Genomic DNA, 22,826 nt, shown 5'->3' on the forward strand with positions numbered 1-22,826 from the left:
CGTCAATTCCCTTATTGCACAAGGCCCTTGGGGCCGCGACCGTTCTTCGAGGAGCCCGGCATGCCCGCCGCAGCCCGTACCGGCGACCCCACCAGCCACGGGGGTGTGATCGCCACCCCGCCGCCCGGCGCCGCCACGGCGGTGGCGCGCGTGCTGATCGGCGGCCGTCCCGCCGCCGTCGTGGGCAGTCTGCACACCTGTGCGATGCCGCCGCACGCCGCCATGGGACCGGCCAACGTGATCCTCCCCGCCCCGGCCGCGCTCGTCGCGGGCGAGGTGCTCATCGGCGGGTTGCCGGCCGCGCGGGCGGGCGACGCCACCGCGTGCGGCGCAACGGTCCAGATCGGCGCCCCGAACGTCCGGATCGGGGGTCTGTGATGAGCGAGCGGTTCATCGGACGCGGCTGGGCGTTCCCGCTGCGGGTCGGGCCGACCGGCGGGATCGCCATGGTGGAGCGCGAGCGGGAGATCGAGGAGGCGATCCGGCTGGTGCTGGGCACCGCGCCCGGCGAGCGCCCGATGCGCCCGGAGTTCGGCTGCGGCATCCACGACTACGTCTTCGCGCCCGGCGACGGCGCCACCGCCGGGCGGATCGCCCAGCAGGTGCGCGAGGCGCTGGAGCGGTGGGAGCCGCGGATCGGGGTGGACGAGGTGATGGTGGCCTACGACGCGGTGGACGCCGGAACCCTCTACATCGACGTGCGCTACACGGTGCGGTCCACCAACGACCGGCGCAACCTGGTGTTTCCCTTCTACACGATCCCCTCCGAGGAGGGGGCCGAGGAAGCGGTCGCGGACTGATGGCCCTGCCCTCCCCCAACCTGGACGACCGGCGGTTCCAGCAACTCGTCGACGAGGCGAAGCGGTATGTGCAGCAGCGCGCCCCGGAGTGGACCGACCACAACGTCTCCGATCCGGGCGTCACCCTGATCGAGACGTTCGCGTACCTCGTGGACCAGTTGCTGTACCGGCTGAACCGGGTTCCGGACAAGAACTACACGGCGTTTCTCGACCTGCTGGGCATCCGGCTGTTCCCGCCGTCGGCGGCCACGGCCGAGGTCGACTTCTGGCTGTCGGCGCCGCAGCCCGACACGGTGGCGCTGCCCGCGGGCACCGAGGTGACCACGGCGGACGGGGAGGCGGAGCAGCCCGTGGTGTTCGCGACCACGGACGAACTGCGCATCGTGCCCAGCGAGTTGATGCGGTTGGTGACCGCGCCCCGCACGGGGGAGCACGCCGACCGGACCGGTGAACTCGCCGAGGGCCGCGACGTACGGTGCTTCCAGGTGTCCCCCGAGCCGGGTGACGCGCTGCTGTTCGGGCTGCCGACGGCGGTGCCGCGGTGCGTGGTCGCCGTACGGCTGGACAGCCGGGTGGAGGGCGTCGGAGTGGACCCGCGCCAGCCGCCGCTGGTGTGGGAGGCGTGGGACGGCGGCCACTGGCAGGAGTGCGAGACCGGCTCCGACACCACCGGCGGGCTGAACCGGCCCGGCGAGGTCGTCGTGCACGTCCCGGCCGGGCACACGGCGTCCGTGATCGGCGGGACCCGGGCGGGCTGGCTGCGCTGCCGGGTGACCGAGCCGGAGCCGGGCCAGCCGTTCTACTCGGAGTCCCCGACGGTGCGCGAGGCGAGCGTGTTCACGGTCGGCGGCACCATGGCCGTCGAGCACGCGGAGACCGTCACCGACGTTCCGCTCGGCACGTCGGAGGGCGTGCCGGGGCAGACGTTCCGGCTCGGCCGGCCGCCGGTGCTGCTGGACGGCGAGCCGCCGGTGGTGGAGGTCTCCTCGGCCGACGGCTGGCGCCGCTGGGAGGTGGTGGAGCACTTCGGCCGCTCGGGCCCCGGGGACCGGCACGTCCACGTGGACGCGACCACCGGCGAGTTCGCCTTTCCGCCGGCGCTGCGGGAACCGGACGGCACGCTGCGGCTGTGCGGCGCCGTACCGGAGAAGGGCGCACAGATCCGGGTGGCCCGGTACCGCACCGGCGGCGGCCCGGCCGGCAATGTGGCGCGCGGCGCGATCTCCGTGCTGCGCAGTTCCGTTCCGTACATCGCGCGGGTCGGCAACCGGGAGGCCGCACGCGGCGGGGTGGACGGGGAGACGGTCGCCAACGCGAAGCTGCGGGCCCCGGACGCGCTGCGGATGCAGGAGCGGGCCGTGACCGCCGAGGACTACGAGATCATCGCCCGGCAGGCGGCGCCCTCGGTGCGCCGCGTGCGCTGTCTGCCGGCGGCGGACGGGGCGGGTGCGGTACGGGTGCTGGTGGTGCCGGACGCGGTGGCCGACGACGGCGACCGGCTGCGGTTCGAGCAGCTCATCCCGTCCGACCAGGTGCTGACGGCGATCACCGGGAGCCTGGACGAACGGCGGCTGATCGGCACCCGGCTGGTGGTGGAGCCGCCGGTCTACCAGGGGGTCACCGTGGTCGCGCGGCTCGGTGCGGCGCCCGAGGACGCGGACCGGGTGCGGGAGGCGGCGCTCGCCGCGCTGTTCCGGTACCTCAACCCGCTGCGCGGCGGGCCCGACGGCACCGGGTGGCCGTTCGGGCGGCCGGTGCAGTACGGGGAGGTGTTCGGCCTGCTGCAACGCGCCACCGGCAACGCGCTGGTGGAGGAGATCCGGCTGTTCGCCGCCGACCCGATCACCGGGCGGCGCGGTGCGCCGGTGGACCGTATCGATGTGACCGCGGGCGCGCTGGTGTTCTCGTACCAGCACCAGGTCGTCGTGCAGCCCCTCGACGAGGAGGCCCGCGCATGAGCCGCGCCGCCGTCCCCGGTCTGCCGAGCCGGCATCCCATCGGCGGGCTGCTGCCCGCGCTGTACGCCGACGACGACTTCGCCCAGCGGTTCACCGCGGGACTGGACACCGTCCTCGCCCCGGTGTTCGCGACCCTCGACAACCTGCCCGCCTATCTCGACCCCCGGGTGGCGCCGCTCGACTTCGTGGTCTGGCTGGCCTCGTGGGTGGGCGCCGCCGACGATCCGGAATGGCCCGCGGAACTGCGCCGCGAGGCGGTCGTACGCGCGCTGGAACTGCACCGCTGGCGCGGCACCCGGCGTGGTCTGGTGGAGCGGCTGCGGCTCACGCTCGGGGTGCACGCCGATGTCGTCGGCGACGGCGGGGCGGTGTGGTCGCGTACCGCGGGCGCCGCGCTGCCGCCGGAGCCGTCCGGCGAGGTGGTGGTCCGGGTGTGGCCGGGCCGCGATCCGGAGGTGGACGAGGGCCGGGTCCGGGAGCTCGTCCGGTCGCTGTGTCCGGTGCATGTCTCATGCCGGGTGGAGGTCCTGCCCGGCCCGCCCACCGGCGAAGGGAGGTGACGTCGTGCGCGCCTGTCCCTCGTGCGGGGCGTCCAACGACCCCACTGACGACTTCTGCGGCAACTGCGGCGCCTACCTGGGCTGGTCGGAGGGCGGCACGCGCACCGCGTCCACGCCGTCGACCGTCCCTGCGCCGGGCGATGCGGCACCGGACACGGTGCCGCCGGAGGGCGAAGGACGGACGCCACGTCCTGCTCCGTCTCCGTCCGCGGTCGTCGACGCGGGCGCCGACGGCGACCCCGGCCGCGGCTCGGCCCGGCGCGACGACCCGTCGCCCACGACGCGCACCACGACCGGGACCGGCACCGACTCGGCCGGCCGGAACGGCACCGCAGACCGAACCAGCGGCACCGACACCCGCACCGGCACCGGTGCCGACAGCCGGAACGGCACCGTCGACCGGACCCACGGCCACGACACCGCGGACCGGACCAGCGGCAGCGGCAGCGGCAGCGGCAGCGGCAGCGGCAGCGGCAGCGGCAGCGGCAGCGGCAGCGGGGACCGTACCGGCCGGGAGGGCGGTGACGGTGTCGGCGGAGGCCGCGGCCGCACGGGCCGCCCCGCCGTACCCGCGCGGCCCCCGGCCCCGGAGGGGGCGCGGCCGGCCGGGGCGCCGCAGCCGGAACCCGTGCTGCCCGTGCGGCCCGCGAAACCCGTCGCGCCGCGTCCCGTCGTACGGCCCGTGGCGGAACCGGAGGAGGTGTCGGGGCTGCCGTGCCCGGTGTGCGGTGCGCCCAACCCGTCGGACCGCCGGTTCTGCCGACGCTGCGCCAGTCCGCTGGGCCGGGCGGCGGACCGCGCGCCGCTGCCGTGGTGGCGGACGGTCTGGCCGTTCCGGCGACGGGTACGGGCGGGCTCCGGGCGGGCGGCGCGGCTCCTGGTGACCCTGGCCGTGGTGCTGGCGCTGTGCGCGGCCGGATTCCTCCTGCTGCCGGCCGGCCGCGCCCTGTTCGAGGACACCCGGGACAAACTCGGCGGGGTCAAGGCGGTCACCCCGGCCGCGGTGAAGGCCGGCGCCCAGGTGCCCTCGCATCCGGCGACGAACACCACGGACGGCCTCAGCAACCGCTATTGGGGCGCGCCCGGGGCGGGTGCCTCCGTGACGTACACCTTCGGCACACCGTTCCGGCTGGTCGACCTCATCATCACCAACGGGGCCTCGACGTCACCGCAGGAGTACGCCGGCGAGGCCCGGGCGCTCCGGATGGATCTGGAGGTCACGTCGGCGGACGGTGCGGTGCACCGCAGGGAGCTCACGCTCAGCGACAAGCCGGGCCCGCAGACCTTCCCGACCGGGATCGGCGACGTGGTGCGGGTACGGCTGGTGCTGCGGTCGGTCACGGGGCTCACGGCGCATCGTCATGTCGCGGTCGCGGAGGTGGAGTTCTTCCAGCGCAGCTGACGTTCCCGGGAAATGACCGAGGGGCCGCTCCAGATCTCTCTGAAACGACCCCTGACCTGCGACTTCACAAAGTCGGGACGACAGGATTTGAACCTGCGACCCCTTGACCCCCAGTCAAGTGCGCTACCAAGCTGCGCCACGTCCCGATGCGCTCACTCGCGGTGATCCGCGTGATCGCGCGAACAGAACTTTACCCCACCTCCGGGTGTGGGCCGAAGAGGGCCCGGCAGGCATGGCGGGAGGCGGGGGACAATCGGCCGTATGACGAGTGCGGGTGGATCGGATGCCAGGGACCGGGACGGGGAGGGGCGGGCGCGCAACGCCCGGCCCCGGGACGGGCTCGGTCGCCCGCTGCCCTACGGCGCGGAGGGCGTACCGCGACAGCCGGAGGGGGTTGAGCGGAGGCCGGAGGAGACCGTCGCCCAGGCGCAGGAGCTGCTGGACGCGGGTAAGCCGTTCCACGCGCACGAGGTGTTCGAGGACGCCTGGAAGTCGGGCCCGCAGGAGGAGCGGGTGTTGTGGCGGGGCCTGGCCCAGCTGGCGGTCGGGCTCACCCACGCGGCCCGCGGCAACGCCGTGGGCGGTGCGCGTCTGCTGCGGCGGGGCGCCGGGGCACTCGGGCAGTGGGAGACGGCGCAGGGCGAGGACCGGCCGTACGGGATCGATCTCGCCGGGCTCACCCGGTGGGCGCGGGAACTGGCGGCGCGCGTGGAGAGCGGGGGGCGCCCCGTGGACGCGCCGGCCGAGGCACCCCGGCTCCGCTCCTGACGCATGCGCTGATCCACTCCGGACGCGTGTCCTGACGCGGGCCGGCACCGGCGGGCGGAGGCGCCGCACCCGCTGTCCGTGGCATGCGGCAGACTCGGGGCGTGCGAAAGATTCATGTCATCGGTATCGGCGCGGGCGACCCCGACCAGCTGACCCTGCAGGCGGTCAAGGCGCTGCGGAGCACGGACGTGTTCTTCCTGCTCGACAAGGGCGAGGTGAAGAGCGATCTCACCCAGCTCCGCCGGGACATGCTGGAAGCTCATCTGCCCGAGGGGTCGTACCGGGTGGTGGAGGCCCGTGACCCGGAGCGGGACCGCAGGGCGGGCGGGCCGGCGTACTCACCGGCCGTGGAGGACTGGCGCAGCGCGCGGGCCGGGATCTACGAGCGGCTGATCATCGAGGAACTGGGCGAGGACGCCACCGGTGCCTTCCTGGTGTGGGGCGATCCGGCGCTGTACGACAGCACGCTGGGGATTCTGCAGGAGGTGCTGGAGCGGGGCACGGTGGAGTTCACCTACGACGTCATCCCCGGCATCAGCAGTGTCTCCGCGCTGGTCGCCCGGCATCGCACGGGACTGAACCGGGTGGCCCGTCCGGTGCAGATCACCACCGGGCGGCGGCTGGCCGAGGGCTTGCCCGAGGGCGTGGACGACGTGGTCGTGATGCTGGACGCCCACCAGGCCTTCCGGCGGTACGCCGGGGAGGACATCGACATCTACTGGGGCGCGTACATCGGCACCCCGGACGAGATCCTCGTCTCCGGCCCGATCGGCGAGGCCGGTCCCCGCATCGAGCAGGTGCGGGCCGAGGCGCGCGAGCGCAAGGGCTGGATCATGGACACGTACCTGCTGCGCAGGAACCCCGGCGACGGCTGAGGCCCCGGCTGCCTCGTCGTCACGCCGGGCCGAGGCCCAGCCACTGCAGTGCGCCCGCCACGTCGGGCACCGTCGTGACGCCCCGGGGCAGCGGCGGGCGGTGTACGACGATCACGGGCAGGCCGAGTCGCCGGGCTGCCGTCAGCTTCGCGGCCGTCGCCCGGGCGCCGCTGTCCTTGGTCACGAGGACGTCGATGCGGTGCCCCCGCAGCAGCTCGGTCTCGTCGGCGAGCGTGAACGGGCCGCGGGCCAGGACGACTTCGGTGTCCGGCGGCAGGGGCGGCTCGGGTGGGTCGACCGACCGTACGACGAAGTGCAGGCCGGTCAGGTGGGCGAAGGCCGCGAGGCCCAGGCGTCCGGTGCTGAGGAACACCCTGCGGCCCAGACCCGGCAGCGCCTCGGCGGCCGCGGCCAGGGACGGGACGTCGTGCCAGCGGTCGCCGGGGCCCGGCTGCCAGCCGGGGCGGCGCAGCACCACGGCCGGCACTCCGGTGGCCGCTGCGGCGCGGGCCGCGTGGGCCGTGATGGCCTCGGCGAAGGGGTGGGTGGCGTCGACCAGGGCGTCCACGTGGTGGGCGCGGAGCCAGTCGGCCAGTCCTTGTGCGCCGCCGAAGCCGCCGATCCGTACCTCGCCCGCCAGGGCTCCCGGGCGGGCGACACGGCCCGCCAGGGACGTGGTGACCCGGACGCCGGGCCGGGCGGCGAGGTCGGCGGCGAGGCGGCGGGCCTCGGTGGTGCCGCCGAGGACCAGGACATGCGCGGGCATAGGGGTGAGGGTACGAGGTCGTGCGGGACGCTCCACCGTGCGGGTCGCTACCGTCGAGCCATGCGATCCGTGGAGTCCGTGCGTGCCGTGCTGATCGACATCGACGGTGTCCTCACCGTCTCCTGGAAGCCGCTGCCGGGTGCCGTGGAGGCGCTGCGCGCGATCCGCGCGGCGGGACTCGGTGTGGCACTGGTGACCAACACGACGTCCCGTACCCGGGCGTCGATCGCCGAGACGCTGTCGGGGGCCGGGTTCGAGGTGAGTGCGCAGGACGTGCTCACGGCGCCCGCCGTCACCGCCGCCCACCTCGCCGAACACTTCCCGGGTGCCCGCTGTGCCCTGCTCAACAGCGGGGACATCGGGGAGGACCTCGGTGACCTCGTCCTCGTCGAGGAGCGTCCGGACGTGGTCGTCCTCGGCGGTGCGGGGGACGGGTTCGACTACCCGGCGCTCAACCGGGCCTTCGGGCATCTCCAGCGGGGCGCCCGGCTGATCGCCATGCACCGCAACCTGTACTGGCGCACCGACGAGGGGCTGCAACTCGACTCGGGCGCGTTCCTGCTCGGGCTGGAGAAGGCCGCTCGGGTGGAGGCCGAGGTCACGGGCAAGCCGTCCGCGGCGTTCTTCGAGACGGCACTGGCCGGGCTCGGGGTGAGCGCGGACCGGGCGCTGATGGTGGGCGACGACATCGAGTCGGACGTGCTCGCGGCGCAGCGGGCCGGGATCACGGGGGTGCTCGTCAGGACGGGCAAGTACCAGCCGGAGGCCCACGAGAACGCGAGCGGGACGCCGGACCACGTGCTGGACTCCTTCGCGGACCTCCCGGCCCTGCTGGGGCTAGCGCAGTAGCAGTTGCACTCCGCCCACGACGGTCGCCGCGATCACGAGTTGTTCGAAGAGTCGCTGGTTGATCCGGCTCACAGCCCACTTGCCGAACAACGCGCCGGGCACGACGAACACCGCGAGTGCGGCGTCGAGGAGCAGCGAACGGCCGTCGATCAGGCCGAGACCGGCGCTGAACGGCACTTTCGAGACGTTCACGATGAGGAAGAAGAACGCCGATGTGCCCAGGAAGCCCAGCTTCCGGAAGCCCGCCGACAGCAGATACAGCGACATCACCGGGCCGCCCGCGTTGGCGACCATCGTGGTGAATCCCCCGAGCACGCCGTACGAGCGGGCCTTGGCGCGACCCGCCCGGGTGGTCACCGTGTCCGGCGCGTCCCCGGCCCCGCCGTTCTCCCGGCGCCGCCACAGGGTGACACCGGCCATCAGCAGCAGGATCGCACCGATCGAGGTCCGTACGATCCCGTCGTCGGCCCACATCAGGAACAGCGTGCCGGCCACCACACCGGCCGCGACGGCCGGGAACAGCCGCCACAGGGTGGGCCAGTGGGCGTGCCGCCGGTAGGTGAGGACGGCGAGCACGTCCCCGGCGATCAGGACGGGCAGCAGCACGCCGGTGGAGGCGCGGGCCGGCAGGACCGCCGCGAAGATCGCGAGGCTCACCGTGTTGGCCCCGCTCACCGCGGTCTTGGAGAAGCCGACGAGCAGGGCCGCGCAGGCGAGCGCCGCGAACCCCCAGCCGGACATGTGCCAGAGCGTCATCGTGTTCATGCGGGGACCGATGCTATGTCCTGACAACCCTGAGGAGTAAGGACCGTCTCGCCAGGTGATCCCTGCCGCGGTCTCCTCGCCCGCTATGACCGTGGTGCGTACTGCTCCCGGAGTTCCCGCTTGAGCACCTTCATGCTGGGTCCGAGCGGCATCGCGTCCGTGAACTCCACACGCCGCGGGTACTTGTGCCGGCCGAGGTGCTCCTTGGACCACTCGGTGATGGCTGCGGCGTCGGGGCCGGTACCCGGTGCGGGTACGACGACGGCGCAGACCTCCTCGCCGTGCAGCTCGTCGGGCAGGCCGATGACCGCGACCTGGGCGACGCCCGGGTGGCGCAGCAGGACCTCCTCGACCTCCCGCGGGTACACGTTGTAGCCGCCGCGGATGATGACGTCCTTCTTGCGGTCGACGATCCTCAGGAAGCCGTCCTCGTCCTTGGTGCCGAGGTCGCCGGTGCGGAACCAGCCGTCGACCAGGACCTGGGCGGTGGCTTCGGGGCGGCCGAGGTAGCCGGAGAAGACGTTGTGGCCGCGGATGACGACCTCGCCCAGTTCACCGGGCGGCAGCAGCTCGATGCGGTCTTCGGCCTCGGCGCGGGCGATCTCCACGTCGACGCCCCACAGCGGGTGGCCGATGGTGCCGGCCCTGGTGCCGAAGTCGGGCTGGTTGACGGTGGCCGTCGGGGAGGTCTCCGACAGCCCGTACCCCTCGTGGATCTTCGCCCCGAAGGCGGCCTCGAACCGCTCCAGTGCGGCGACGGGCAGCGAGGCGCCCCCGGAGACGCACACGCGCAGTTCCGGGAGCGGCCCGGCGTCCCGGGCCGCCGCCGTCAGGGCGACGAACATGGTCGGCACGCCGTGGAAGGTGTTCACGCCCTCCTTCACCATCAGCTCGATGGCGCGGGCCGCGTCGAAGCGGGGCAGAAGCACGAGCGTGGCGCCCGCCCGCCAGGTGGAGTTGAGCGACACCGTCTGGCCGAAGGCGTGGAACAGCGGCAGCGCGCCGAGGGCGATGTCGTCGGCGCGGATGTCGTTGGCGTCGAAGGCGTTGACCGTCGCGTTCATCACGATGTTGAAATGGCTGAGCACGGCACCCTTCGGGACGCCGGTCGTGCCGCTCGTGTAGAAGATCACCGCCGGGTCGTCGACGGCGCGGGTGACGTACGACGGCAGCGGCTCGGCGCCGTCCGTGAGCCTGTCGAACTCCTCGCCCAGGGTCACGGTCCGGATGCCCAGGGCGTCGGCGGCGGGCCGTGCGGTCTGTGCCTGCGCGGGGTGCACCAGCAGCAGGGTCGCCCCGCTGTCCTTGAGCACGTGCTCGACCTCCCCGGCTGACAGCAGCAGATGCACGGGTACGACGACTCCGCCCGCCGCGGCGATCGCGTAGTAGGCGACCGGGAACTCGGCGGTGTTGGGGGCCATCAGCGCCACCCGGTCACCCGGTCGTACGCCGAGCCCGGTGAGCGCACCCGCCCGGGCCAGGGCCCTGCGCCACACCTCGGCGAAGGTCAGCCGCAGCTCGCCTTCGACGAGCGCCGTCCTGTCGGGACGGCGCCGGGCGTTCTCGGCGAGGATGGCGGCGACGGACAGGGTTGCCATGGAGTGCTGCTCCGTTTCCTTGCTGCGGCTCGACCGACCGGATCCCCCCTTGTTAAGCGGGGTGGGGGGTGTCGTTTGGATCATCCCGGCGAGAACGACACCCTCTAGTGCCTCTCGACCAGCACCGCGCTCCCCTGCCCCACCCCCACGCACATGGTCGCCAGCCCCCGCTCGGCGCCCGTGCGCCGCATCCGGTGCAGCAGCGTCGTGAGGATGCGGGCGCCCGAGCAGCCGAGGGGGTGGCCGAGGGCGATGGCGCCGCCGGTCGGGTTCACCAGGTCCGGGTCGATGCCGAGCTGTTCGACGCAGGCGAGGGCCTGTGCGGCGAACGCCTCGTTGAACTCGGCCTCCTGCAGGTCGGCGACGTCCCAGCCGGCCCGGGCCAGTACCTTGCGGGTGGCGGGGACGGGGCCGATGCCCATCACATCGGGGTGGACCCCGGCGGAGGCACCCGCGACATAGCGGCCCAGGGACTCCAGACCCAGCTCGTTCAGGGCCTCCTCGCTGACCAGGAGCAGTCCGGCCGCGCCGTCGTTCATCGGCGAGGCGTTGCCCGCCGTGACCGTGCCGCCCGGGCGGAAGACCGGCTTGAGGCGGGCGAGCTTGTCCAGCGAGGTGTCCTCGCGGACGCATTCGTCCTGCTCGACCACGATCCCGTCCGGGCGCTCCACGGGCAGGATTTCGTCGTCGAAGTGGCCGTTCTTGCGTGCGGCGGCGGCGAGTTGGTGGCTGCGCAGGGCGAAGGCGTCCTGCCGCTCGCGCGAGATGCCGTACCGCTCGGCGACCTCCTCGGCGGTCTCGCCCATGGACAGCAGGCCGTGCAGCTCCTTCATCGCGGGGTTGACCAGGCGCCAGCCGAGGCGGGTGTCGTACGTCTCGATGCGCTGGGGCAGGGCCTCGTCGGGGCGGGGCAGCACGAAGGGGGCGCGGCTCATCGACTCGGAGCCGCCCGCGATCACGATGTCGGCCTCGCCGGCGGCGATGGTGCGGGCGGCGGTGGTGACCGCTTCCAGTCCGGAGGCGCACAGCCGGTTGACGGTGGCGCCGGGTACGGAGTCGGGGAGCCCGGCGAGCAGGGCGGCCATGCGGGCGACATTGCGGTTGTCCTCGCCGGCCTGGTTGGCCGCACCCCAGTAGACGTCGTCGATCCGGGCCGGGTCGAGCTCGGGCACCTCGGCCACCAGATGGCGGATCACGCCGGCCGCCAGGTCGTCGGGGCGGACCGAGGAGAGGGCTCCGCGCAGCTTGCCGATGGGGGTGCGGCGGGCGGCCGCGAAGTGGACGGGACGCACGGCTTGGACTCCTGACCTACGACTGATCCACGACGCTGTGGACCAGCGACCACACGGGACACTTAATTAGCACTGCTAGTTTTGGACTATAGACCTCCGACCGGCCCCCTGGGAAGATCCCACCTGACCTTCACCGAGTCGGCGGAGGAGAGCGGAGGAGACATGCCCCACGTCCGCCAGCACACCCTCGACGGCACCCGTGGCCCGGTCGCCGTACGCGAGTGGCCGCACCCCGCACCCCGGTACCTGGCGCTGATCGTGCACGGATACGGCGAGCACGCGGGCCGGTACGACGAACCGGCCGCCGTCCTCACCGGGCACGGGGCGGCCGTGTACGGGCCCGATCACATCGGCCACGGCAGGTCGGCCGGGGAACGGGTGCTGATCGAGGACTTCGAGGACGTGGTCACCGATGTGCACGCGGTGGCGGACCTCGCCCGGGCCGCGCACCCCGGGCTGCCGCTCGTGATGGTCGGCCACTCCATGGGCGGACTGATCGCCGCCCGCTACTCCCAGCGGTACCGGGCCGAACTGAGCGCACTGGTCCTTTCGGGGCCGGTGATCGGCATCTGGGAGCTGCCGGGGCGGCTGCTGGCCCTGCCGGAGATCCCGGACACCCCGGTCAGCCCGGCCGCGCTGTCCCGGGACCCGGCCGTCGGCGCCGCCTACGCCGCCGATCCGCTGGTGTGGCACGGGCCGATGAAGCGGCCGACGCTGGAGGCGTTCACCCGGACCCTGGAGGCCGTCGGCCGGGGCGGGAACGTGGGCGACCTGCCGCTGCTGTGGCTGCACGGGGACGACGACCGGCTGGTGCCGCTGTCCGGCAGCCGGATCGGCGTGGAGCGGCTCGCCGGCGGCCGGCTGACGGAGCGGATCTTCGCCGGGGCGCGGCACGAGGTGTTCCACGAGCTCGGCAAGAAGGAGGCCTTCGCGGAGGTGATCCGCTTCCTGGACGCGGCACTCCCCCACTGACCAGGCCTGTTTTACCTCTCAGGGCGCTGGGCACCCGCCCCTTCGGACCCGGGCGACTGAACACAGACGACTGGAAACAGACGACTGGGCACAGACGATTCCTGACAGACTCGACGGAAGGGGACGGACGCACCATGGCCGTGGTGAAGAGCACGCTGCCCGAGGAGGCGCTCGGGGTCACCGGGACCGCCCTGCAGGAGACCCTGGTGGACCTGCTCGGGCTGTCACTGATCGGGAAGCAGGCGCACTGGAACATCGTGGGTCCGCGGTTCCGGTCGATCCACCTCCAGCTCGACGAGGTGGTCGCGACGGCGCGCGCCCACTCCGATACCGTCGCCGAACGCGCCGCCGCGCTGGGCGTGGCCCCGGACGGCCGGCCCGAGACGATCGCCGCGACCTTCGCGCTGCCCGGCACCAAGGACGGCTGGCTGCGCGACACCGAGGTGGTGGAGCTGATGGTGTCCGCGCTGGAGACGGCCGTCGGCCGGCTGCGCGAGCGGATTGCGGCGACGGAGAAGCCCGACCCGGTCACCCAGGACCTGCTGATCTCCGTCACGGCCGACCTGGAGAAGCAGCGCTGGATGTTCCAGGCCGAGAACCACCCGCGCGAGAACGCCCCCAGCTAGACGACGCCCCCGCACGGAAGGGGAAACCCATGGCCGACGCCCTCGAAACCGAAGCGCTGTGGGAGGACTTCCACCGCGTGGTGAACATGACCTCCGCCGAGCTCGCGGCCTGGCTCCGGGTCCGCGACGCCGACGAGGAGGCCGAGCCGCTGCCCGAGGAGGCCGGCACGCCGACCGGGCAGCATGTTCTCGCCATCCTCCAGAAACGCCGCACCGATCTCACCGACGACGACATCCGCGTGATGCACAAGGTCGTCGACACGGTCGGGGACCTCGTGGACATGGCGGACGAGCCGGAGCGGGAGACGGCGGCGGACGACGCCCGCCGGCACCGCCTGATGACCCTGGGCCACGACCCGCTCAAGCCGTAGACCGGGAGGGCCTGGTCATGAACCGCGACGAAAGGGTCCTGCGCGAGCTGGTGTCCGAGTACGGGCAGACGTACGCCGAGGAGGCGGGCATCAAGCTGAAGGACACCCCGCAGCCGCTGTACCGGCTGCTGGTGCTCGCCCTGCTGCTCAGCGCCCGGATCCGCGCCTCGGTCGCGGTGGCCGCCGCGAAGGCCCTGCACGAGGACCACCTGGACAGCCCGCGCCGCATGGCCGACGCCGACTGGCAGCAACGCGTCGACGCGCTCGGCCGCGGCGGCTACCGGCGCTACGACGAGCGCACCGCCACCCAGCTCGGCGACGGTGCCGAGCTGTTGCTGGACCGCTGGGCCGGAGATCTGCGCCGGCTGCACGAGGAGGCGCACGGCGACACCGGCGAACTCAAGCGGCTGCTCCAGGAGGAGCCGGGGATCGGTCCGGCCGGCGCCGACATCTTCCTGCGCGAGGCCCAGCGCATCTGGCCCGAACTCGCGCCCTACATCGACGGCAAGGCGCTCGACGGAGCGCGGCGTCTCGGGCTGCCGAAGGATCCCGAGAAGCTGACGAGGCTGGCCAAGGACACCGAACCGGCCACGCTGGCCGCCGCGTTGGTGCGTGCCGCACTCGACAAGGAGGTGGCCGAAGACTGTCTGCGCCGCGCCGGATGATCGTGTCGGACTGCGCCTCGCATCGGGTGGGAGCGAAGGAGCAGCAGAGGGAGCCGTCCGGGCGGCGCGCGCCAACCGGGCGTTCAAGGTGGTGTCGACACTCGTCGACGCGCTGGCGCCGGGCAGTCTGCTGGTGCTGTCGACGATGACGGCCGACTTCGAACGGAGAACGTCGAGAAGGGCATCGCCGCCTGCGCGGCGGGCGGAGTGACTCTCGTGGCGCGGGGCTCGACCTGCTGGAGCCGGGCGCCGTACCGGTCGACGAGTGGCGCAGGGCCGAGGCCCCGGACGGCGCGGGACCGGTCTCCCTGTACGGCGCCGTGGGCCGCAAGCCCCAGCGCTGACAAGCCGTGGGCCGCACGCCCAGGCGCTGCTGCCGACCAACAGCCCGGGCCGCTACAGGCCGAGCACGCGGGAAACGGTCCGCAGCACCCCGTCGTCGTTGTTGGACGGCGCGAGGTGGCGGGCCCTGCGGACCACCTCCGGATGGGCGTTGGCCATGGCGAACGACCACTCGGCGGCGTCGAGCATCTCCAGGTCGTTGAGGTAGTCGCCGAAGACCATCGTCTGCGCGGGCGTGATGCCGAGGGCCCGCTGCAGGCCGCGCAGCGCGGTGCCCTTGTTGGCGGTGCGGTTCATGACGTCCACCCAGTGCTCGCTGGAGACCACGACCTGGTGGGTGGCGGCGAAGCCGGCGAGGGCCGGGGCGGTGGTCTGCTCGGCACGCCCGAAGTCGATCAGCGCGACCTTGATCACCTCGTCGTCCACGGCGGTGACGTCCTCGACGACCTGGTGCGCGACGTAGTACTGGCGGACCTCGGCCAGGAACGCCTCGTCGGTCCGCTCGACGTACGCCGCCCGCTTGCCGCACACCACGGCGCCGACGTCCACACCGTCCGCGACCAGCCGCCGTACCGTACGGGCCACCCCGGCGGCGACAGATCTGTCCATCGTGTCGGAGCTCAGCTCCACGCCGTCGCGGACCACGTACGTGCCGTTCTCGGCGATGAACACCATGCCTTCGGCGACATCCGCGAACTGCCTCGCCAGCGTGGCGTACTGGCGGCCGCTCGCCGGGCTGAACAGCACTCCGCGCCGGCGCAGTTCGGCGAGCATCGGCCACAGCCCGTCAGGGATCCGCCGGGCGTCGTCCAGCAGGGTGCCGTCCATGTCGGTGACGATCAGCCGGATGTCGGCGGGGCCTGCGGGCAGGCCGGGGACGTTCAGGAGGGGCGCGGGCGTGGCGGTCATGTCCTGCTTCCGGTCGGGGACGGCGTACCGGTCCAGTGTTCCTCATGCGCCGAGACGGCCCGTCGGCCGCCCGGAAACGCCTGGAACCGTCTGGAACCGCCCAGGGTGCGCGTTTCCCGGGACAGCGCGATCAACGGGCGGCACAATGACGGCGGAACACCGAGAACCGGAGAAGGGCGCCCACGTGACCGAGAGCCACTCCCCGACGTCCGGGCCGGGGCAGCTGAACACCTCCGTGGCACACAACGCCCGGGTGTGGAACTACTGGCTCGGCGGCAAGGACAACTACGAGATCGACCAGCGGGTCGGTGAGCACGTCGCCGGGATGTTCCCGGTGATCCGGGAGGTGGCCCGGGCGGACCGGGAGTTCCTGGCCAGGGTGGTGCGGTTCCTCGCGGCCGAGCGGGGGACACGGCAGTTCCTGGACGTCGGCACCGGCCTGCCGACCGTCGACAACACCCACGAGATCGCGCAGCGGATCGCTCCCGAGTCCCGGATCGTGTACGTCGACAACGACCCGATCGTGCTCGTGCACGCCCGCTCGCTGCTCACCAGCTCGCCCGAGGGCGCCACGGACTACGTCGACGCCGACGTCCGCGACCCGGACGGCATCCTGCAGCGCGCCGCCGACACCCTGGACCTGTCCCGTCCGGTCGCGTTGATGATGCTCGGCATCCTGAACTTCGTCCTGGACACCGACGAGGCCCGGGACATCGTGCGGCGGCTCATGACGGCACTGCCCCCGGGCAGCCACCTCGTCCTCACCCACCCGACCTACGACGGTGACGTGGGAGGCGAGGGCAACGTGGCCGCGATGGAGTTCTGGAACGCCAACGCCACCCCGCCGATCACCGCCCGCAGCCGCGCGGAGATCGCCGGCTTCCTCCAGGGCCTGGAGCTCGTCGAGCCGGGTCTGGTGCCCTGTTCGCAGTGGCGCGCCGGGGCGGAGGCCGCCGCGGTGCCGCAGTACGGCGCCGTGGCCGTGAAACGCTGACGCCGGCACCGGCGGGCCGGCGCCGAGGACGAGAGATGGCCGAGGAGGACGGATGACCACCCTTGCCGACCCCGTGCCCGGCGGGCGGCCGGAGGATCTGCGCCGGGTCGCCGGACTCACCGCGCGCCTCGCCGCGAAGGACGTGCGCGGGATCGTGCTGGCCTACGTGGACACCGCGGGTGTCTGCCGGGTGAAGACGATCCCGGCGGCGCGGCTGGAGGCGGCGGTCTCCTGGGGCGTCGGCATGTCCCCGGTGTTCGACACCTTCCTGGCCGGCGACTCGATCGTCGGCACCGACGTCCTCGGCTCCCCCGACGGTGACCTCCGGCTCTATCCGGACCTGGACCAGCTGGTCGCGCTGGCCGGTCAGCCCGGGTGGGCGTGGGCGCCGGTGGACCGGATCACCCAGGATGGCGAGCGGCACCCCGGCTGTGCCCGGACGTTTCTGCGCCGGATCGTCGCCGGTGCCGCCGAACGGCACGGCCTCGCCTTCAAGGCGGCGGTCGAGGTGGAGTGGACGGTCGGGCTCGGTTCGGCGCCGGCCGGGGAGTTCGTGCCGGCGGTGTCGGGTCCGGCGTACGGCGGGATCCGGCAGGTGGAGCTGAGCGACTGCGCCGCCGATCTGCTGGCCGCGCTGGCCGCGCAGGGTGTGGACGTCGACCAGCTGCATCCCGAGTACGCGGCAGGGCAGTTCGAGGTCTCGGTGGGCGCGCTGGACCCGGTGGCGGCGGCCGACCGGAGCGTGCTGGTACGGCAGACGATCCGGGCGGTCGCCCAGCGGCACGGCCTCAGGGTGTCGTTCTCGCCGGCGGTGTCCGCCGAGGGCGTCGGCAACGGCGGCCATCTGCACCTGTCCTGCTGGCGCGGCGGGGTCAACCTGCACGCGGGCGGGGAGCGCCGGTACGGCATGACACCGGAGGCGGAGTCCTTCGCCGCCGGAATCCTGGCCCGCCTGCCCGCGCTGACGGCCGTCACCGCGCCGAGCCCGGTCAGCTATCTGCGGCTCAGGCCGTCGCAGTGGGCCGGGGTGTTCACCGCCTGGGGCCGGGAGACCCGCGAGGCCGCGCTGCGGATGATCACCGGCACGGCGGGGCGCGGGGCGCAGGACGCCAACCTGGAGGTGAAACCGGTCGATCTGGCCGCCAACCCCTATCTCGCCCTCGGCTGCGTCATCGCCGCCGGCCTGGACGGGATCGACTCGTCCCTCACCCTCCCGGAGGAGATCACCGGCGATCCGGCCCGGTACGGCCCGGACGAGGCGGCGGCCCGCGGCGTACGGCGGCTGCCGCAGTCGCTGCCGCAGGCCGCCCGGGAGTTCCGGGCCGACCAGGTGCTGCGGGCGGCGCTGGGCCCGGTCCTCGCCGACGCGGTGACCGCCGTACGGCTCGGCGAGGCGGCGGCCGTCGAGGGGCTCGACGACGCGCGGGTGGCGGCGGCCTACCGCTGGGTGTACTGACCATGGCCACGCCGGGGCCGGTGCACGAGGCGCTCGCCGAGCTGGAGCTGGTGGACCACCACTGCCACGGCGCGGTGACGGCCGACCTCGCGCCCGGGCAGTTCGCCTCGCTGCTGACCGAGGGCGAGGCCTGGCCCGGTGTCTCGCCCTTCGACACCCCCGTCGGTGTGGCCGTACGCCGCCACTGCGCGCCCCTGCTGGGCCTGCCCCGGCACGCGCCGGCGGCCGACTACGTGGCGCGCCGCTCGGCCCTGGGCTGGCGGGAGGTCAACCGCCGTTTCCTGCGCGCCGCCCGGGCCGGGGCGTTCCTCGTGGACACCGGCTACGCCCCGCACCCGCTCACCTCGCCCGCCGAGCTGGCCGAGGCCGCGGGCGCCGCCGCCCACGAGGTCGTACGCCTGGAACGGCTGGCGGAGGCGGTGGCCGCGCGGGGGGTCGAGCCGGACGCGTTCGCGACCGCCTTCCGTACGGCCGCCGAGGAGGCCGTACGCCGGCCGGGTGTGGTGGCGGTGAAGTCGGTGGCCGCCTACCGCACCGGGTTCGCCCTGGACCCGGCCCGGCCGACGGACAGCGAGGTGACCGGCGCCGCCCGGCACTGGCTCGCGGGCGGCGGCCGTCTCGCCGACCCGGTCCTGGTACGGCACCTGCTGTGGACCGCCGTGGACCTCGGCCTGCCGCTGCAGCTGCACACCGGCTTCGGGGACGCCGACCTGCGGCTGCACCACGCCGACCCGGCCCTGCTGACCGACTGGCTGCGCCTGGTCTCCGGCACGGTCCCGGTGCTGCTGCTGCACTGCTGGCCGTACCACCGCCAGGCCGCCTACCTGGCCGCGGTGTTCGAGCAGGTGTACCTGGACGTGGGTCTCGCTCTGCACCACACGGGCCCGGCCCGCTGCCGGGCCGTGCTGGAGGAGGCGCTGGAGATCACCCCGTTCCGCAAACTGCTGTACAGCTCCGACGCCTACGGAGTGGCCGAATTCCATCACCTCGGCGCTCTCTGCTTCCGCCAAGGGCTCGCCGATCTGCTCCAAGCGCGCGTCGACGCGGACGAATTGAGCCTGCCCGACGCCCTGCGGATCGCGGCCTGGACCGGCCGCGACAACGCCCGGCGCGTCTACGGACGGCCCGTCGGGGACGACGCCCCGGCCCATGACCCCGGCAAACGCCCCACCCGGAAAGTATGATCAAGCAATGTCTGACATGACTGAGACGACGCCCGGCTGGCTGACTACGGACGAGCTGGAATTGGCCAGGGCCCGGATGCCGATCCTGTACGTCGAGGCCGTACCCGTGCGCGTGGACGACAGCGGCGAAGTCACCAGCATCGGACTGCTGCTGCGGATCGGCCCCGACGGGACGGTCAGCCGGACCCTGGTCTCCGGCCGCGTCCTGCACCACGAGCGGGTCCGCGACGCCCTGCTGCGCCATCTGGAGAAGGACCTCGGCCCGGTCGCACTCCCCCGCGTCCCGGCGTCACTGCAGCCCTTCACCGTCGCGGAGTATTTCCCGACGGCGGGCATCACGCCGTACCACGATCCGCGTCAGCACGCGGTGTCCCTCGCCTACATCGTCCCGGTCTCCGGCGACTGCCGCCCCCGGCAGGACGCGCTGGACCTCGTCTGGTTCAGCCCGCAGGAGGCCGCCTCCCCGGCCGTGCAGAGCGAGATGCCGGGCGGACACGGGGTCCTGCTCAAGCAGGCGCTCGCGCACGTGGGTCTGACGTACTGAGGCCGGCGGCCACCCGACCCGCCTGTCCATCAGGCCGGTCGGGCCGCCGTCCTGCGCCCCCTTGACCGTCCGGACCGACGGTCAAGGGGCGCCTGGCTGACGCTCGCTCAGCTCCCGAACTCCCTTGCCCGGACGCGGTGCTGACGGATCCGCACAGGCGGCCCCGGCACACGAGGCGCCTCGCGCATTGCTTAGGCTTGACCTCGGCCGGAACGGCAGCGACACGGGGGAAGTATGCGGAAAGAGGCGGCGCGCTACCTTCGTTGTCCGCACTGTTCCGGCACGGTGACGATGGCCGGGAACACACTGCGGTGCGCCGAGGGACACAGCTTCGACATGGCGAAGCAGGGTTACGTGAACCTGCTGCGCGGGGCCGCCAAGTTCAGCGCGGACACCGCGGAGATGGTCGCGGCCCGCTCGGACTTCCTGGCCGCCGGTCATTACGCGCCGATCGCCGAGTCGCTGGCTGCGCTGGCCCGCGAGACGGCTCCGGCGTCCGGGGACGCCGGCTGTGTGGTCGACATCGGCGGCGGCACGGGCTACTACCACGCGCGGGTGATGTCGGAACTGCCGGACGCCGAGGGCATATTGCTCGACATCTCGAAGTTCGCCGCCCGCCGGGCCGCCCGGGCGCATCCCCGCATCAGCGCGGTCGTGGCCGACGCCTGGGACCGGCTGCCCTTAGGCGACGGGGCCGCGTCGGTGGTCCTCAACGTCTTCGCGCCGCGCAACCCGGCCGAACTGCGCCGGATCCTACGACCCGACGGCGTCCTTCTGGTCGTGACGCCGCAGCCCGGTCATCTGCGGGAACTGGTGCACGCCCTCGGGCTGCTGCGGGTGGACGAGCAGAAGGACGAGCGGCTGGCGGACCGGTTCGCGGCGCACTTCACCGAGACGGCCCGGACAGCGACCCACGGCACCATGACCCTTGACCACCAGACCCTGCCCCAGCTGGTGAGGATGGGCCCGAACGCCTGGCACCAGCTCGACGGGCAGCTGGAGGAACGCATCGCACGGCTGCCCGAGCCCTGCGAGGTGACGCTGACCGTGACACTGACCGCCTACCGTCCGCCGGCCTGAACCACACCGGGCGGCCGGAGCGCGCGGTGCGGGGGCGGGGGCGGGGGCAGCGGAAACGATCAAAGGGCCGCTCCAGATACCTCTGAAGCAGCCCTTGACCTGCGACTTCGCAAAGTCGGGACGACAGGATTTGAACCTGCGACCCCTTGACCCCCAGTCAAGTGCGCTACCAAGCTGCGCCACGTCCCGGTGCCGTTTGACCTGGGGTTTCCCCGGTCGAAACGCGCAGAGAAACAATACCGCACTCGGCTCGGTGGTCGCGCACGGCTTTTCCGGTTGACGGCTGTCGATTGACCTCAAGCTAGGTTGAGGTTGCACGATCACGGCATGACGATCACAGCGAACCACAGCCGCACCTACGGCTATGACGACCTGCCCGGCCTGATGAGTCTCATGACGGGCGACGAGAAGCACGGCCCGGCGGCCACCTCCACGCTCGATGTGCTGTGGGTGCTCTACGACCGGGTGCTCCGGGTCACGCCGGAGCGGCGGGAGGATCCGGGCCGGGACCGGTTCCTGCTGAGCAAGGGGCACGGGCCCATGGCGTACTACGCGGTGCTGGCCGCGCGGGGCTTCGTGCCCGTCGAGTGGCTGCCCGGATTCGGGTCCTACGACTCCCCGCTCGGACACCATCCGGACCGGGTGCTGGTGCCGGGAGCCGAGATCGGCAGCGGGTCGCTCGGGCACGGGCTGCCGATCGCCGTGGGCAGCGCGCTGGGTCTGCGGGCTCAGGGGCTGCACGACCCCGCGGTGTGGGTGCTGATCGGGGACGCCGAGCTCGACGAGGGCAGCAATCACGAGGCGATCGCCTTCGCCGGGCCCGCCGGCCTGGAGCGGCTGCACTCCGTGGTGGTCGACAACTCCTCCGCCAGCCACGCCCGCCCCGGCGGCATCGCCGCCCGTTTCGAGGCCGCCGGCTGGTCCGCGGTGACCGTCGACGGCCGCGATCACGAGGCCCTGTACACCGCGTTCACCGCACCGCACCCCGGGCGGCCGCACGTGGTCGTGGCCCGGGTGGAACCGAAGAACGCCTGACTCTGCACCGTAGCCCCCTGACCCTCACCTGCTCTCCCGAAAGGGCACCCCTTCATGGACACCATGCGTGACCGTTTGGCCCCCGTCGTCTCCCGGCTGCTGGACGAGGATCCCCGGGTCGCGGTGGTCCTCGCCGAGATCGGCAAGGACAGCTTCCGCGAGGCCATGGCCCGGCACCCCGACCGGGTGATCAACGTCGGCATCCGCGAGCAGCTCCTGGTCGGGGCGGCGGCGGGGCTGGCGCTCACCGGGCTGCGGCCGGTCGTGCACACCTTCGCCAGCTTCCTCGTGGAGCGGCCGTTCGAGCAGGTCAAGCTGGATCTGGGACACCAGGACACCGGGGCGGTGCTGGTCAGCGCCGCCGCCTCCTTCGACTGGCCGGCCGGCGGCTTCACGCACATGGCTCCCGGTGATGTGGCACTGCTCGACACGCTGGACGGCTGGACCGTGCATGTGCCCGGGCATCCCGACGAGGCCGAGACGCTGCTGCGCCACGCGGTCGCCGCGGGCGACGACAAGGTGTACGTACGGCTCTCCCTGCAGGCCAACCGGCAGGCCCGGGAGACCGACGGCAAGCACTTCGTGACCGTCCGCGAGGGCCGCTCGGGTGTCGTCGCAGCCGTCGGACCGGTGCTGGACGCCGTCCTCGCCGCCACGGAGGGTCTGGACATGACCGTCCTGTACGCGACGACGGTACGGCCCTTCGACGCGGCGGGGCTGCGCCGCGCGACGGAGCTTGCGGGTACCGACGTCGTGCTGGTCGAGCCGTATCTCGCGGGGACGTCGACGGCCGCGGTGAGCGAGGCGCTCGCCGACGTGCCGCACCGGGTGCTCGGCCTCGGCGTCGGCCGCCGCGAGCTGCGCCGCTACGGCACCATCGAGGAACACGTCGCCGCCCACGGCCTGGACCCGGCGAGCCTTCGGGAGCGGATCAGGCAGTTCGTGCGGGCCGCCTAGCCGCGGCGGTCGTACCCGCACACGGCGGCACCCGGCGACTGCGGCCGGTGCGGGGACG

At 73.2% G+C, this 22,826-nt stretch carries 24 protein-coding genes and 2 tRNA genes; 19 read left to right on the forward strand and 7 right to left on the reverse strand.

Annotated elements, in window-relative coordinates; translation table 11 throughout:
- Window positions 1-60: 60 nt before the first annotated feature.
- Genes ACZ41I_RS36955 through ACZ41I_RS36975 form a run of 5 tightly spaced genes read left to right on the forward strand, consistent with a single transcriptional unit; the run spans window position 61 to window position 4,720 of the window.
- Window positions 61-378, forward strand: coding sequence for a PAAR domain-containing protein (locus ACZ41I_RS36955; RefSeq protein ID WP_399765572.1), 318 nt, complete (start codon window positions 61-63; stop codon window positions 376-378).
- Complete coding sequence (locus ACZ41I_RS36960; protein ID WP_363220304.1) at window positions 378-800, forward strand: GPW/gp25 family protein; 423 nt, start codon at window positions 378-380, stop codon at window positions 798-800. Before ACZ41I_RS36955 ends, ACZ41I_RS36960 begins: the two co-directional genes overlap by 1 nt.
- Complete coding sequence (locus ACZ41I_RS36965) at window positions 800-2,758, forward strand: putative baseplate assembly protein (RefSeq protein WP_468516208.1); 1,959 nt, start codon at window positions 800-802, stop codon at window positions 2,756-2,758. Before ACZ41I_RS36960 ends, ACZ41I_RS36965 begins: the two co-directional genes overlap by 1 nt.
- On the forward strand, window positions 2,755-3,318 hold the full coding sequence (locus ACZ41I_RS36970; RefSeq protein ID WP_399765578.1) for a phage tail protein: 564 nt from the start codon (window positions 2,755-2,757) through the stop codon (window positions 3,316-3,318). Before ACZ41I_RS36965 ends, ACZ41I_RS36970 begins: the two co-directional genes overlap by 4 nt.
- A gap of 4 nt (window positions 3,319-3,322) precedes the next feature.
- Complete coding sequence (locus ACZ41I_RS36975; RefSeq protein ID WP_468516209.1) at window positions 3,323-4,720, forward strand: zinc ribbon domain-containing protein; 1,398 nt, start codon at window positions 3,323-3,325, stop codon at window positions 4,718-4,720.
- A 72-nt stretch (window positions 4,721-4,792) separates the two neighbouring features.
- Here ACZ41I_RS36975 and ACZ41I_RS36980 read toward each other — a convergent pair.
- Window positions 4,793-4,866, reverse strand: a tRNA-Pro gene (locus tag ACZ41I_RS36980).
- Window positions 4,867-4,981: 115 nt separating this feature from the next.
- Here ACZ41I_RS36980 and ACZ41I_RS36985 point away from each other — a divergent pair.
- Together ACZ41I_RS36985 and cobF are read left to right on the forward strand one after the other, a co-directional pair.
- Window positions 4,982-5,488 carry a DUF309 domain-containing protein gene (locus ACZ41I_RS36985; RefSeq protein WP_468516210.1) on the forward strand — a complete coding sequence of 169 codons (507 nt, stop codon included), beginning with the start codon at window positions 4,982-4,984 and terminating at the stop codon, window positions 5,486-5,488.
- A 101-nt stretch (window positions 5,489-5,589) separates the two neighbouring features.
- The gene (gene cobF / locus ACZ41I_RS36990) at window positions 5,590-6,363 is read left to right on the forward strand and encodes a precorrin-6A synthase (deacetylating) (RefSeq protein WP_468516211.1); all 774 of its coding nucleotides are present in this window, start codon (window positions 5,590-5,592) and stop codon (window positions 6,361-6,363) included.
- Window positions 6,364-6,382: 19 nt separating this feature from the next.
- On the opposite strand, the gene ACZ41I_RS36995 is transcribed toward cobF, so the two are convergent.
- Window positions 6,383-7,129 (reverse strand): cobalt-precorrin-6A reductase, encoded by a 747-nt coding sequence (locus tag ACZ41I_RS36995; protein WP_399765589.1) that lies wholly within the window; start codon window positions 7,127-7,129, stop codon window positions 6,383-6,385.
- A gap of 69 nt (window positions 7,130-7,198) precedes the next feature.
- On the opposite strand from ACZ41I_RS36995, the gene ACZ41I_RS37000 reads away from it, so the two are divergent.
- Window positions 7,199-7,978 (forward strand): TIGR01458 family HAD-type hydrolase, encoded by a 780-nt coding sequence (locus tag ACZ41I_RS37000; RefSeq protein ID WP_468516227.1) that lies wholly within the window; start codon window positions 7,199-7,201, stop codon window positions 7,976-7,978.
- Here the strand turns inward: ACZ41I_RS37000 and ACZ41I_RS37005 are convergent.
- From ACZ41I_RS37005 to ACZ41I_RS37015, 3 genes are all read right to left on the reverse strand, one after another.
- The gene (locus tag ACZ41I_RS37005) at window positions 7,967-8,743 is read right to left on the reverse strand and encodes a sulfite exporter TauE/SafE family protein (protein WP_468516212.1); all 777 of its coding nucleotides are present in this window, start codon (window positions 8,741-8,743) and stop codon (window positions 7,967-7,969) included. The genes ACZ41I_RS37000 and ACZ41I_RS37005 overlap by 12 nt on opposite strands.
- A gap of 83 nt (window positions 8,744-8,826) precedes the next feature.
- Window positions 8,827-10,341, reverse strand: coding sequence for a long-chain-fatty-acid--CoA ligase (locus ACZ41I_RS37010; protein ID WP_468516213.1), 1,515 nt, complete (start codon window positions 10,339-10,341; stop codon window positions 8,827-8,829).
- 104 nt (window positions 10,342-10,445) lie between these two features.
- A complete protein-coding gene (locus ACZ41I_RS37015) occupies window positions 10,446-11,633 on the reverse strand; it encodes a thiolase family protein (protein WP_468516214.1) in 1,188 nt (395 codons plus the stop codon).
- Between the two features lie 162 nt (window positions 11,634-11,795).
- Here ACZ41I_RS37015 and ACZ41I_RS37020 point away from each other — a divergent pair, with 162 nt between their 5' ends.
- The 4 genes from ACZ41I_RS37020 to ACZ41I_RS37035 all read left to right on the forward strand — a co-directional run bounded on the left by ACZ41I_RS37020 (window position 11,796) and on the right by ACZ41I_RS37035 (window position 14,267).
- Window positions 11,796-12,605, forward strand: coding sequence for an alpha/beta hydrolase (locus ACZ41I_RS37020; RefSeq protein ID WP_468516215.1), 810 nt, complete (start codon window positions 11,796-11,798; stop codon window positions 12,603-12,605).
- A gap of 134 nt (window positions 12,606-12,739) precedes the next feature.
- The gene (locus tag ACZ41I_RS37025; protein ID WP_363219206.1) at window positions 12,740-13,231 is read left to right on the forward strand and encodes a Dps family protein; all 492 of its coding nucleotides are present in this window, start codon (window positions 12,740-12,742) and stop codon (window positions 13,229-13,231) included.
- A gap of 29 nt (window positions 13,232-13,260) precedes the next feature.
- Window positions 13,261-13,602, forward strand: a complete 342-nt coding sequence (locus ACZ41I_RS37030; RefSeq protein WP_363219205.1) for a DUF3140 domain-containing protein — start codon at window positions 13,261-13,263, stop codon at window positions 13,600-13,602.
- Between the two features lie 17 nt (window positions 13,603-13,619).
- Complete coding sequence (locus tag ACZ41I_RS37035) at window positions 13,620-14,267, forward strand: endonuclease (protein WP_363219204.1); 648 nt, start codon at window positions 13,620-13,622, stop codon at window positions 14,265-14,267.
- Window positions 14,268-14,663: 396 nt separating this feature from the next.
- On the opposite strand, the gene ACZ41I_RS37040 is transcribed toward ACZ41I_RS37035, so the two are convergent.
- Window positions 14,664-15,518: a Cof-type HAD-IIB family hydrolase gene (locus ACZ41I_RS37040; RefSeq protein WP_468318977.1), complete on the reverse strand. Its 855-nt coding sequence runs from the start codon at window positions 15,516-15,518 to the stop codon at window positions 14,664-14,666.
- Window positions 15,519-15,702: 184 nt separating this feature from the next.
- Here ACZ41I_RS37040 and ACZ41I_RS37045 point away from each other — a divergent pair, with 184 nt between their 5' ends.
- The 5 genes from ACZ41I_RS37045 (at window position 15,703) to ACZ41I_RS37065 (ending at window position 20,776) form a co-directional block, all read left to right on the forward strand.
- On the forward strand, window positions 15,703-16,512 hold the full coding sequence (locus ACZ41I_RS37045) for an SAM-dependent methyltransferase (protein WP_468516216.1): 810 nt from the start codon (window positions 15,703-15,705) through the stop codon (window positions 16,510-16,512).
- Between the two features lie 52 nt (window positions 16,513-16,564).
- Window positions 16,565-17,968 carry a type I glutamate--ammonia ligase gene (locus ACZ41I_RS37050; protein WP_468516217.1) on the forward strand — a complete coding sequence of 468 codons (1,404 nt, stop codon included), beginning with the start codon at window positions 16,565-16,567 and terminating at the stop codon, window positions 17,966-17,968.
- A gap of 2 nt (window positions 17,969-17,970) precedes the next feature.
- Complete coding sequence (locus ACZ41I_RS37055; RefSeq protein WP_468516218.1) at window positions 17,971-19,152, forward strand: amidohydrolase family protein; 1,182 nt, start codon at window positions 17,971-17,973, stop codon at window positions 19,150-19,152.
- 7 nt (window positions 19,153-19,159) lie between these two features.
- On the forward strand, window positions 19,160-19,696 hold the full coding sequence (locus tag ACZ41I_RS37060) for an NUDIX hydrolase family protein (RefSeq protein WP_363219199.1): 537 nt from the start codon (window positions 19,160-19,162) through the stop codon (window positions 19,694-19,696).
- 234 nt (window positions 19,697-19,930) lie between these two features.
- Window positions 19,931-20,776: a putative RNA methyltransferase gene (locus ACZ41I_RS37065; RefSeq protein WP_468516219.1), complete on the forward strand. Its 846-nt coding sequence runs from the start codon at window positions 19,931-19,933 to the stop codon at window positions 20,774-20,776.
- 115 nt (window positions 20,777-20,891) lie between these two features.
- Here ACZ41I_RS37065 and ACZ41I_RS37070 read toward each other — a convergent pair.
- A tRNA-Pro gene (locus tag ACZ41I_RS37070) sits at window positions 20,892-20,965 on the reverse strand.
- Window positions 20,966-21,103: 138 nt separating this feature from the next.
- Here ACZ41I_RS37070 and ACZ41I_RS37075 point away from each other — a divergent pair.
- Complete coding sequence (locus tag ACZ41I_RS37075) at window positions 21,104-21,811, forward strand: transketolase (protein WP_468516220.1); 708 nt, start codon at window positions 21,104-21,106, stop codon at window positions 21,809-21,811.
- A 54-nt stretch (window positions 21,812-21,865) separates the two neighbouring features.
- Complete coding sequence (locus ACZ41I_RS37080) at window positions 21,866-22,768, forward strand: transketolase family protein (protein WP_468516221.1); 903 nt, start codon at window positions 21,866-21,868, stop codon at window positions 22,766-22,768.
- The last annotated feature ends 58 nt before the right edge of the window (window positions 22,769-22,826 follow it).

Source organism: Streptomyces sp. NPDC030799 (assembly GCF_055572255.1).